This window comes from Agrobacterium rubi TR3 = NBRC 13261, from assembly GCF_000739935.1.
In the GTDB taxonomy this organism is placed as follows: Bacteria; Pseudomonadota; Alphaproteobacteria; order Rhizobiales; family Rhizobiaceae; genus Agrobacterium; species Agrobacterium rubi.
The window spans coordinates 149,552-161,860 of record NZ_BBJU01000023.1; the positions used below are offsets into that span (position 1 = coordinate 149,552).

Below are 12,309 nucleotides of genomic sequence, written 5' to 3' on the forward strand. Positions count from 1 at the left end.
TCTTAGCGGAAGCGCGCCAGCGGGTTTTCAAGCTCACCAATATATTGGAGGCTGTCTTCCGGGTTGAGCAAATCCAGCATTTGCTGGTTGTTGTTGAGTTGCAGTCGGTTTAGGCAATTGCGCACGAAGCGGTCCGCGAAGAAATCGTAGCGCTGGTATTTGTCCGTGTATTGAGGATGTTCGGCCTGATAGGTGCGGAAGCATTCGGCAACCAGGCTCCAGAAGCGGTCTTCATGCAACGTGTCGGTTTCATGAAGTATTGCGGAGAGATAGCGGAAGAAGCAATCGAATACATCGGTGAAGATGCAGTTCGGCTTCATCTTTTCGTCCAGCGTATAGGATATGCGGGATATCTCTTCCGGCACCTCGATCGACCCATTCAGAATGCCGATCTCCTCGCCGATGTCCTTCATGATGGCGCGGACCGGGAGATTGTCTTCCAGCACGAGGATGAGATTTTCACCGTGCGGCATGAAGGCGAGATCGTAGCGATAGAAGCAATGAATGAGGGGCGCCAGATAGGCTTTGAGGTAAGCCGCTATCCAGTCCTGTGCATCGAGACCCGAGGCCGCGATCAGTTCCGCAACAAGCGAGACGCCATCCTTGTCCTTATGCAGCAACGCAGCCATCGTCATGATGCGCTCATTGGCGCGCAGTCGCGGCAGGGGGCTTTCCCGCCACAGTGCCGAAAGCATCTTCTTGTAGGGCGAATCGAGCTTCAGCCCTTGATCGTAATAAGGATAGCGGTAACCGATGGCGGCGACTTCACGCAGAATGCTGAAACCGTTCTGGCGCAGATAGTCATCGGCAGAAACCAGATCATCCAGCCACTCGTTGATAGCCGGTGTTGCCAGCATGTATTTGGGTGACAGGCCGCGCATGAAGCCCATATTCAGAACGGAAATTCCGGTTTTGACATAGTGCTTGCGATTGTCGGTGGCGTTGAAGAACGTTCTGATCGACTGCTGGGCATTGTAGCTGTCGTTGCCGTAACCGAGGCACACGATGTAGCGACGTGCGACATCGGCAGCAAAGGTGATCGCCAGCTTGTTGAACCATTGCCACGGGTGAGCTGGCATCAGCCAGTAATCATCCGGGTTGAGACCAAGCCGCGTCAGACGCGTTTCGAAGCCTTGTAGCGTCGCTTCATCCAGTTCTGCTGCAATCAGGCTGTGATAATCGAGCGCGGTAATCGAGGTGAAGGTCGCCCGCTCCTTGCTGACGGCCAGCCATATGATCTGAACGGGGTGAGCCGCTTCAGGTGCGTAAAGGCGGTAATCGATGGCATCGAAACCGATGCGTCCATTGTTGGCAATGAAGGTCGGATGCCCCTCCGTCATGCCCGCCTCAATCGTCTGATAATCAGCCACGGAAAGCTGTCTGGAGGATATATGGCGCTCCTCGCGTTTGTAGGATGCGCCGTACAATGTCGTGGACACCTCCTCCAGATAGGTGGGCAGCATGGCTTCCTTAATGCCCAACGTCTGCGCAAATTCGAGGATCAAAGACAGTGCATCCAGCGCTGCCACCTCACCCGCAATCGTTTTCTCGATGGTCTCAGAGTCAATGGACCAATGATCCAATGCCAGGCGTCTCGCTTTGAAGCGATAGACGGCCGCACTGTCCTGTTCGGGCCGCACCTCGTAGAGCCCCCAGTCGCCCTCGCTTGAAATAAGCTGGGGAGACAGAAGCAGCTCGTGGGAAAACTCTGCCAGCGCCTTATGCACAAGGTGCCGATTGACATCCTCCCACACCAGTGGACCGAGATGTGCAGATGCTTTTTCAGGCGAAAAGGAAGGTGTTGGGAACGCGGAGATATTCATTCGTTTATGTCCTGTTCGAGAGTTTTGTAAAACGCATCGCGGGTGACGAAAGACAAAAGCGCTGTCTTTTCTTCAAGCTCTATGTTGCGTGCGCTGACGAAGCCAACTTTGCGGTTGAGTTCGTGAACCTTCTCGTTTCGAACATCGGGCTCGACCACGAGGCGTTTGATGAGCGGATTGTCGAAATGGAAGCTCAAGACCGTGCGGATGATGGCAAGTGTGAAGCCGGGGATTTTTTGACGCGGGGGCGCGACGAGAAAATGCATGCCCCAGTCGCCCTCTTCCACCTCATAATGCTTGCCGACCTGATCATGCCGGGGATCGTAGGATTCGACGATGAAGGCGGGTTCGCCTTCGAAAAAACCCATGTAGCTTGAGGCATGACCACTGGCATTGAGCTTCGCGTAGAAGGCAGCGATTTCATGTTGCGAATAATGACCCATATTCCAGAAACGGGCGTAATCCCGCGTGAACCAGTCATGCAGATTTGCGCTATCGGCCGCCGGTTCAAGCGGGCATAGCGAGAGTTCGCCCACCTGCGCATGATGTTGCGCGAAGACGACCGGGCGTTCTGTATTGATCGAACGTTTTGTGTTGAGCACTGTTATCCCCTTTTCAGGCGAGTTGTGGGCTGGGGCTTGATGACCCTAGGCTTGGTCTCAAGGTCACGCGGTAGAGAAACAGCGTGGCGAGCACGAATATGGCAGCGACGACGAATGAAAGGCCTTCCCCGAAGCGCTGCGTCAGCATTCCGCTGACCAGTGCCGCCAGCATCACACCGCTGTTGCGGGCAATGTTGAGAAGGCTGAAGCCGGACGCATAGTGGGCCTTTTGGGCGCGTTCGAAAAACAGTGCATCAAGACCGATGGTGACGCGATAAAGTCCGATGCCGTAGATGATGCGACCGATGATAATGCAGGCCTGATTGGGAACGGCCTGTATCGCCAGACCGAGGCTGGTGAGCACGAGGCCAATTTCGTTGCGGCGCCAGACCTGGCTGGCACCACCGCGCCAAAACCCGTGCGCCAAGATGACGATGGCCACAAAGCCGGGTATGGCGTAGACGAACCCTGTCAGATCAAGCGAGGCATTTCCGGCAACGGACTGCCACCATACCGTCATGAACGGCATCGACAGGTAAAACCCGAAGTAGAAGAAGAACATCACGACCAGTAACGACGTGAAATTTTTCCTCTCTTCGCGCGTCACAGCGATGATGCCTTTGGTATCCTCGACACTGGATTGCCGGGCACTGGCCACGGAGGCTGTTTTGAGGAGAACCGCGCAAATGGCCGCCTGGATGATATCGCCGAGACCCATGATGACATAGGGCAGTGCATATCCGTAGGACGCAACGACATGTCCACCGGACACCGCGCCGACGATACCGCCGAAATGGACGATGACAGCTAGGCCACCGATTGTCGCTGCGTGCTTTTCGACAGGCTGCATGGCGATGACGTAAGGATACATCAGCAGGTAGCTTGCCTTGAAGCACACCATCACAATCGATGAGACCCAGAAGCTGGCAATGTCTGTCGCCATGTAGCAGGCGAGGCTGAAGCCGGCGGCGGCCACTTGTGTCCAGATGAGCACCGCAATCGTATCGCGCCGCTTGGCGATAGTGACCCATGCCGGAAAGGCCAGCATGACGGCAAGTGATATCGACGCCAGATATGCCCCGACCGTAAATGACGATGAAATGCCGAAGCGGGCCGCAAAGAGTTGCGGATAATACGGCAGAAGCATCGTGTCACTGACAACGGCGATGGCCGTCATCACCAGCAGAGCTATTCTCAGCATCAGGCCACCACGCGTGCGGACGGAACTTCGCTGAGACCCCGCACGTCGAACGTCTGGAAGGCTGTCTCCTGCTCTATGGCGTAGACCTCGTATCCTGCGATTTCACGCAAGATCGTGGCGTTTCTCAAGCAAGCCATGCCAAGATCAGGCGCGACGAAGCCGTGGGTGTGTATATCCAGGTTCTGAACGAAGACCTCGTTTCCGGCACAGTCCACCGCATAATTGGCGCCGACATCCAGCCTGCCTTTGCTGTCGCGCTTGAGGCGCTCGGCAATGCCGCCCAGAAACTCCGGTTCCTTGTAGTCGTAGCCGGTGGCCAGGATGACCGCACCTGCCTGGCGCGTGAACGTAATGTCCTGTTCCCGCTGACGAAATTCCAGAGAAAAATTTTGCCGTCCGGGCGAATGGCGCACATCCACCAACTCACTGTTGGGAATGAGATTGGTCTCGACACTTCCCTTCAGGCTCTTGCGGTAGAGAAGGTCATAGATATCCTTTAGCAGGCTGGCATTGATGCCCTTGAAGAGTGCCGACTGCTCCTGCAAAACCCGATCTCGCGTGTCATCCGGTAGATTATGAAAGTACCGTGCGTATTCCGGCGATGTCATCTCCAGATTGAGTTTCGTCAAATCCAGAGGGAAGAAACGTGGCGACCGCGTGACCCAGTCGAGGCTATAATCGTGATTATCGATATCCGACAGGAGATCGTAATAGATTTCGGCAGCGCTCTGTCCACTTCCGACGATGACGATGGATTGCCGAGCCTGAAGCTGCTTTTTATTCGTCAGATATTGTGACGAATGGGTCATGTGCTGGGCCAGCCTTTTGCAGCATGCTGGCACCGATGGCGACGTTCCCGTTCCCACGACAAGCTTGCGGGTTTCTATATTTTTTATGCCGCCCAGACGGTCGGCGACTGTCAGCTTGTAGGTGCTGGCTGCCTTGTCGTACCTGACGTCTTTGACAGTGTGGCCGAACCTCAGATTGTCCAGTTTCGCAGCCGCCCATTGGCAATACAGATTATACTCGTTGCGCAGAAGGAAGAAGTCCTCGCGCGTATAGAACGAGTAAATCTTGCCCTGTTCCTTCACATAATTGAGGAAGGTGAAGGGGCTGGTCGGATCTGCCAAAGTGACGAGATCGCCCATGAAAGGCGTCTGTAGTGTCGCATTTTCCAAGAGCATTCCGGGATGCCAGTTGAAGCCCTGGTTACGGTCCAGGAATATAGACCGTAGTTCAGGGACAGGCCTGGCAAGGCAAGCCAGACCTAAATTGAACGGGCCAAGCCCGACACCGGTAAAATCATAAATTGCATTTTCCATTGGCGCCTCCGACGTTGGCGCTAGTTTTCATAAATATGATAAAATAAATCAAGTATTAAATTTGATGAGTTTTTAGGGGTAAAAATATATATATTGAAGTAGCGAAAGACGTACGACAGGCATAATTTCGCCTTAAATATCACCGTTAAATCTGTAGTTTACAGTATCGCAACAACGCGTGCACATGTGCAAGCGACGCTTCGAACGTCGGCCATATGAGATTAAGTTTCGTCGCGGAATCAACTGCTAAGCGCGCCAAAAGAGCGCCACTGAATACATCCTATAAGAGCATCACGACGTCGCCATCAGAGCCGCATTCCGCCTCGAAAGTAGCGCAATGATGGGAACGGCGGCGGCAGATATGGCTGCGGCAATAAAGAACGCTGTGTGGTAGCCGAAGCGCTCGGCAATGGCGCCTGCGCCTATTCCACCCGCCATGCTGACGATGCCATCCATGCACTGGAACAAGGTAAAGTCCACGCCCGCCTGTCGCGGGTCGGACCAGCCCATGAAGCAGGCATAGAGCGCGACAAAACCAATCGACATGACACCGGAGGAACTGGTGATCGCAACTGCCATAACCACCCAGTCTGCGATGTCGCGATGAAGACTGAAGGCGGCGAAGGCGCATAGCAAAACCGTCTGCGCGACAATCGAGAAAACAAGCACACGCGACGAACCGTAGAGACGCACCAACAGCCCGCCCAAAAGGGCTCCGCCGAAGCCGACGATCATGCTGCCAACGCCGTTGAACGTTCCCAATGTTGCAAGGTCAAAACCATAATCGATGAGGAACGGGCCGAGCATCGCCAGCCCCCATTTTTGTGCCGCGACATAGACCGCAGCGATGACGAGGCCGGTTCTGATATGTGGTCGGTTGAGCGCGCGACGCATGGAAGGCATCTGATCGCGGGTCTCGATCTTCGCTTTCGCGGCTGGCCCGAAAATGAAAGGCAACGCCAACAGAACCACGAGGCCCGCCATGACCAAGGTCGCGCTTTGCCATCCATACCAATCGACAAGGACGAGGAACAGACCGGCACCGATGGCGGAACCTAGATAAGAGCCACCCACCTGAGCGGCATTTGCCCAGCCATGGTGCTCCGCCGAGAGCGTTTCGACAGCGTAGCCATCGCAGGCAATATCGACCGTCGCGGTCACGACGGCGACGACGAAGAGAATGGCAATGGCCATACTCACAGGCGACGGCCCTGTGAAGGCAAGGAAGACCAAGCCGCACGCGCAAATCCCGACACCTGCGCCGACGATGATCCGCGACCTGTTTTTCCCTACGCGCGGCAGCCGGTAACGTTCGATGAACGGCGACCAAAGAAATTTCAGCGCCCATGGCAGCACGATCAGGTACAAAAGCCCGATCTGATCCAGCGGAAGCCCGGCCGTTCTCAAAACAGCTGGAAGCCCGAGGAACGTCAATCCACCGATCACGCTCTGCCCGACATAAAGACCGCCTACCGCAGCGAAGACGGAGACGGGCGACGGCTTTGTGTCAGCGTGGGTGGCTTGCAACATCAGAAGCTGTACTTCATGCTGGCGACAACTTTGCGGCCTTCATCGTAGTAGCAGAAGCCCGTGGTGCACACTTGATTGACTTCGTTAAGGAGATTGGTCGCGTTGACCTGCAACTTCACACCTTCCATTGCGTCATTCAGTTTACCAAGATCGTAGCGAACTGCTGCATCCACAAAGGTTCGCGCTCCATTGTTGAACACCGGGGTATGAAGATCATCGCCGAAGCTTGAACCGACGTAACGTACACCGGCACCCACACCTAGGCCTTCCAAAGCGCCGGATTGCACTTCGTAGTCCGCCCAGAGGGAGAACATATGGTAAGGTGTGGAGTTCAGCTGGTGACCGACGGTTTGCGGTGTCAGCTTTGTGATTTCCACGTCATTATACGAGTAACCACCCGTCAAGCTCAAGCCATTGTCCAGCGAGGCCGTGACTTCAAATTCAATGCCCTGCGAGCGCATATCGAGCTGCCGCAAAACATTCTGGCTCGTAGCCGAATCATAGGCGTAAACGGATGCGTTTTCCTGGTCGATATTGAAATAGGCGGCAGAAATGAGAACGTTCTGATCGGGTATTTCGTACTTCAATCCGATTTCATATTGCTTGCCGAGTGTCGGCTCTGCCTGGGACGATCCGCTCGCGGATGTCAATATCACTCCGGGGTTGGCCACGTATGAGGTGCCATAACTCACATAGGGCATGATATTCCAAGGCGTGACATAACCGATCGACGCCCGTCCGGTGGTCTCGCTATCGCTTCGCGAGTAGTTCAAGCCGCCTGCTGAATATTCGCTGTCGTGCCAATCGTGACGCAGGCCAAGACCGATACGCCATGCGTCGATCTCGATTTGATCCTGCACGTAAACCCCGATGGAATTCTGCTTCTGATTCTGGAAGACCGTAATGTCGGGCACATATGTAAAGGTGTCCGTGAACGGGGCTGAGCTCGAACCGTACCCCTGACGAGAGTCGTACTCCATGAAACTGTAGTCGATACCGCCAATGAGCTTGTGCTGCGCTGCGCCTGTCTCAAACTCTCCTTCCAAATAGGTGTCGGTCGCCAAACCCTTGTTGTCTTCATAGACAAGGCCTGGCACGCCCGCAAAAGCGTATTCCTGTTTGGTGGAGAGATCGGAGTAACGAAGCTTGTGGTGCAATGTCACTGAATCTGTGAGCTCGTGTTCCAGCTCGTAACCGATGCGCCATTGCTTCTGGGTAAAATCATTGAAACGGGCGTCTCCACCATAGACCGGCGTCGCACCATTGGCATCGTTGATGTATCCCCATGTCCCACCCGTGGTGGAATCCATGTATTCCCCGAGAACCGTGAACTTCGTTCCTTCATCCGGCTTCCATGTCATCGCAGGTGCGATCATGACGCGGTCATCTTTGATCGCTTTTATTTCGTTGCGTGCATCACGCCCGACACCCGTCAGACGGTAAAGCACCGAGCCGTCTTCCGTGACAGGGCCTGAGAGATCGAATGCGCCTTGAACGCGTCCGTAGGAGCCGTATTGCAGTTCGATTTCACGCAGAGGTTCTTCGGTTGGTCGTTTGGAGATAATATCGACAAGGCCGCCAGAGCTGCTGGCGCCATAGATGGAGGCTGCGGGGCCACGCAGCACGGCCAACGCTTCCACACCGTAGGGTTCTATACGGAACAGGCCATTTGGGCTGCTGATCTGGCGCAATCCATCGCGAAACACACCTGTATATGTAAGCTCAATGCCACGCAGCTTAAAAGCATCGAAGCGCGGCTCCGCTCCATACTGACCACCGCGCGCACTCGGCGTATAGCTGATCGCCTCTGTTACATTCTGCGGTTGCCGGTCATCCAGCTGTTTCCGGCTAACCACCGATACCGATTGTGCGGTTTCCGCCACCGGCGTGTCCGTCTTTGTTGCCGATCGACCAGATTTGGCAACATAGCCGTTCGTCTCGATGACGCCGGTCGCCCCGCCGGTGCCTGAACCTTGGACAACGATTGTTTCCAGAACCGTCGAACCGTCATTGACAGCGCCAGCCTGCTGCGCGCCTGTGGATGGATCGAAAATGCGGACGGTGTTGGAGCCCGTGATGGTGAAATTCAGGCCAGAGCCTGCCAGAAGCTGAGTCACCGCTGCCGAAACGCTGAGCGGGCCGCGAACGCCGTCCGTCGTCTTTCCCCTGGTGATCGCAGAGGGGTAGAGCATGCGCAGGTTGGCTTGGCGGCCAAGGGTGAGGATGGCGCTTTCCAGGGAGCCAGCGGGAACGGACAAGGTGGCGGCGGGTGCAGTAGATGTGGTCTGCGCCTGCGCAGTTGTGGTCCCCAACACGGTTGCCATCGACAGGCCAATCATCGCCGTTGTCGCCAGCCAAAGCCGCTTTTTTACCCGCTTTGCTAAAATCATTTTAGTGCCCCTTCACGCCTGATCAGCAATGCACCGCGCAAGCGCGCAATGCTCTCTGTTGACCTAGAGTGAAAAGAGACCTGACATCCTGACGTGCTTTGCGAAAAAATTATCGCGAGCGGACGAGTACCATCATGTCGGAGAGCTTCGTCACCGTAACGGGGAGATTGCTTTCCAGAATCCGAAGCGCTTGATCGGTGTCGTGAAGATCGAAAATGCCCGATACGCTCAAGCGTGCGGCGGTGTCATCAAGAACGACAATCCGTCCATGGCGATATTGTGCCAAGATCTGAAGCACCTGTCGCAGCGACTGGCCGGAGAAAACCAGTTTTCCCTCACGCCAAGCCGTATTGTTGGCGACATCCTGCCGGGATCGGACGATGGCTCCATCGCTATCCAGCGTCGCCACATCTCCTGCCCCCAGCCGTTCAATGCCGGACGTCGTCTCGACCTCGACTTCACCTTCTTCAACCTGCACCTCCTGCGGCAGAGATCCATTTCCGGCGCGCACCCCATAGTGGGTTCCAAGCGCCTGCGCCTTCAAGCCATTGTTATCGACAATGAAAGGACGCTGCGGATTTTTCGCGACATCGAAGAACGCTTCCCCGCGCAAAAGGACGATGCGCCTCTCGCGGTCGGAATAGCGCGTTTCGATAGCGGTATCGGAGTTGAGGCTGACTTGAGTCCCGTCCTCCAACATCAGCACACGGGTTTCGCCCACCGAGGTATAATGGTCGGACTGCAACCGGTCGATCAGACCGGTTTGTCGGGACAGGAGCACTGCTGCCCCCAAAAGACAGAGGAGACAGAGCGTCTTCAGCACCGTTCGGCTCGGCTTTGCCCCCGGATCTGAAGGTGAGGTCAGCCGGACATCACGCATGTCGCCCCAAAGGGCAGCCATATCCTCATAGGCCTCTTTGTGTGAAGGATCTGACGCCAGCCAATCTTTGAAGTCCTGGTGATCGGATGGCGATGCATCGGTCGACTGCATGCGCGCGACCCAAAGTGCTGCTTGTTCAGCAAGACCGTCTTCGGCTCGGTCGCTTTCTGTGTCACGCATGGGCGATCGCCATTCTCAATCAGGTTTCGGTCAGCATCCTTATATATTGAGTGAAAAACATGCGAGCGCCTGACGTCCTACCGGCTGTTTATTTTCGCCCGCGCCTGACGGCAGTGAAGCAGAGCTTTTATGATGTGCTTTTCCACCATATTGCGGGAGATGCCGAGCCGCGCCGCGATCTCGCCATTGGGCAAGCCTTGGATGCGGCTGAGGACGAAAACCTCTTGGCAACGCTTCGGCAACGCGCCGATTTCGCGGGCCATCACCGCCAGATGCTGGCGGCCCGTGACGATCTGCTCCTGATCCGGCCTGTCGCAGGCAAAACCGAGCCCGTCTTCCAACGACACCAGTAACGTGCGTTCGCGCGACTGTTTGATAATTGTCAGCCGCGCAACCGATTTGGCGATCTGGAAGAGATAGGCCTGCGGGTTTTCGATCGATGTTGTCTGAGAAACCTGCAAAACGCGCAACGCCGTTTCCTGCATCGCGTCCGCTGCATCTTCACGATCTCGAAGGCGGTGGCGAAAGAACCGTAAAAGGCGGTTGCTCTCCTCCGTTTTCAAAAGGTGTAACAACGCTGTACTCATGAACCGACGACATCCAACAGCTTCTTTGTCGATCACCACAACCCTTGGCCACAATGTCAGACATAAATTTAACATGACTTAATAGGTCATGTTTATAGAGCTTGGCGCGTCAGGGCCAGACCAAAAAAAATTTGGTTGTGGATAAGGGGAAAAATATCCAAAGTGCTGTGGCCAAATTGCACGGGTCTACATCTTACCACCATCCGTGACCGCCTTAGAAGACAGCTCTAGACGGGCACACCATCGTCCAGTTTTTTCAGGAACGCACGAGCACTTTGTCTGTAGTCATCGCGTTTCGCGACGCTCATCCGTCGCCAATTGGCATAGGGCTTCGCCAGCCTGCGATTGGCTGACAACTTGTCCAAGTTTCGATCCAGAAAATCCCAGTAGAGAGCGTTGAAGGGACAAGCACCCTCTCCGGTTTTGCGGTTCACATCATAATGACAGCCTTCGCAATAATCCGACATTCGGGAAATATAGGCGCCGCTGGCGGCATAGGGTTTTGAGCCGAGCAGCCCGCCATCGGCAAATTGGCTCATGCCGATGACATTGGGCAATTCCACCCACTCATAGGCATCCGCATAGACCTCCAGGTACCATTCGTGCAAGGCATAGGGATCGAGCCCGGCCAGCATGGCGAAATTGCCGGTGATCATGAGCCGTTGAATGTGGTGGGCATAGGCATTGTCTATGGTCTCGCCGATGACGGTCGACAGACAGGCCATATCCGTTTTTCCGCTCCAGAAGAAATCCGGCAGCGGACGCGTGGCATCGAAGAAATTGCGGTGCGCATAGTCCGGCATAAACATCCAGTAGACGCCGCGAATATATTCACGCCAGCCGATGATCTGGCGGATAAAGCCTTCCACAGCGTTGATGGGCGCGTGACCTTGCAGATAAGCGCGTTCTGCCGCCTGACACACGGCCAAAGGGTCAAGAAGGCCGATATTAATATAGAAGGAAAGCAGCGAGTGGTTGAGATAGGGATCGTCTTTCACCATTGCATCCTGCGTTTCCCCGAATTTCGGCAGAAAATCCGCAATGAAGGCATCCGCAGTTTTCTCAGCATCCGCCCGCGTCACCGCGAATGAGAAGCCGCCGGCTGAGCCCATGTGGTCGGCAAACCTGGTATCCACCAGTTCCATGACTTCGCGTGTGGTTTCATCCGGCGAGAACGTGAGGTGACGGGGACGAAAGAGATCCGGCTTTGCGGGTGCACGGTTTTCGCTATCGAAATTCCAGCGACCCGACACCGGCATATCGCCCTCCATCAGAAGGCCCGTTTTACGGCGCATCTCGCGATAGAAAAATTCCATCGTCAGTTGACGGCGGCCGTTGGCCCAAAGGCGGAAGTCTTCATGGGAGCAGAGAAACCGGTTGTCTGACCGGATGTCCACCGGAACGCCTGTCTCCTTTTCCCAACTTTCCATAGCTTGGCTAACCCGCCATTCCCCGGGCCCTGTCACAATGATGTGTTGCGGGCCAAGCACCTCCACCGCACGTTTTAGTTCCCCCGTGAAAGAGCCGGTATTTCCGTCATCATCAAGCCTGACGTAGCGAACATAAAAGCCTCGTGCGGACAGCTCATCTGCAAAATGGCGCATTGCGGAGAGGATGAACACTATCTTCTTGCGGTGGTGGCGGACATAGGTGGTTTCCTCGGCCACCTCACACATGAGGATGATATCGCGGTCTGGCTCCGCGCCGTGAAGCGATGAGATCGCCGTGGAAAGCTGGTCGCCAAGGATGAAAATGAGGTTCCGACATTCGGACATGGTGGAGATATCCAGAGGT

9 protein-coding genes are annotated in these 12,309 nt (G+C 55.4%); all 9 read right to left on the bottom strand.

The annotated features are described in order from the left end of the window. Positions 1 to 2 precede the first annotated feature (2 nt). Complete coding sequence (locus RRU01S_RS17550) at positions 3 to 1,823, bottom strand: IucA/IucC family protein (RefSeq protein WP_045231586.1); 1,821 nt, start codon at positions 1,821 to 1,823, stop codon at positions 3 to 5. After that, positions 1,820 to 2,425: a GNAT family N-acetyltransferase gene (locus tag RRU01S_RS26085; protein WP_158006466.1), complete on the bottom strand. Its 606-nt coding sequence runs from the start codon at positions 2,423 to 2,425 to the stop codon at positions 1,820 to 1,822. Before RRU01S_RS26085 ends, RRU01S_RS17550 begins: the two co-directional genes overlap by 4 nt. A 13-nt stretch (positions 2,426 to 2,438) precedes the next feature. Beyond that, positions 2,439 to 3,626 carry an MFS transporter gene (locus RRU01S_RS17560; RefSeq protein ID WP_052816123.1) on the bottom strand — a complete coding sequence of 396 codons (1,188 nt, stop codon included), beginning with the start codon at positions 3,624 to 3,626 and terminating at the stop codon, positions 2,439 to 2,441. Further along, on the bottom strand, positions 3,626 to 4,948 hold the full coding sequence (locus RRU01S_RS17565) for a lysine N(6)-hydroxylase/L-ornithine N(5)-oxygenase family protein (protein WP_045231589.1): 1,323 nt from the start codon (positions 4,946 to 4,948) through the stop codon (positions 3,626 to 3,628). The genes RRU01S_RS17560 and RRU01S_RS17565 overlap by 1 nt, the downstream gene beginning before the upstream one ends. A 291-nt stretch (positions 4,949 to 5,239) precedes the next feature. Beyond that, entirely contained in the window at positions 5,240 to 6,478 is a 1,239-nt protein-coding gene (locus RRU01S_RS17570; RefSeq protein WP_045231590.1) for an MFS transporter, read from the bottom strand. Beyond that, positions 6,478 to 8,868, bottom strand: a complete 2,391-nt coding sequence (locus RRU01S_RS17575) for a TonB-dependent siderophore receptor (RefSeq protein WP_045231591.1) — start codon at positions 8,866 to 8,868, stop codon at positions 6,478 to 6,480. Before RRU01S_RS17575 ends, RRU01S_RS17570 begins: the two co-directional genes overlap by 1 nt. A 109-nt stretch (positions 8,869 to 8,977) precedes the next feature. After that, the gene (locus RRU01S_RS17580) at positions 8,978 to 9,928 is read right to left on the bottom strand and encodes a FecR family protein (RefSeq protein ID WP_045231592.1); all 951 of its coding nucleotides are present in this window, start codon (positions 9,926 to 9,928) and stop codon (positions 8,978 to 8,980) included. A gap of 77 nt (positions 9,929 to 10,005) precedes the next feature. Further along, positions 10,006 to 10,515, bottom strand: coding sequence for an RNA polymerase sigma factor (locus RRU01S_RS17585; protein ID WP_045231666.1), 510 nt, complete (start codon positions 10,513 to 10,515; stop codon positions 10,006 to 10,008). A 227-nt stretch (positions 10,516 to 10,742) separates the two neighbouring features. After that, positions 10,743 to 12,290 (bottom strand): cryptochrome/photolyase family protein, encoded by a 1,548-nt coding sequence (locus tag RRU01S_RS17590; protein WP_045231593.1) that lies wholly within the window; start codon positions 12,288 to 12,290, stop codon positions 10,743 to 10,745. Positions 12,291 to 12,309 lie beyond the last annotated feature (19 nt).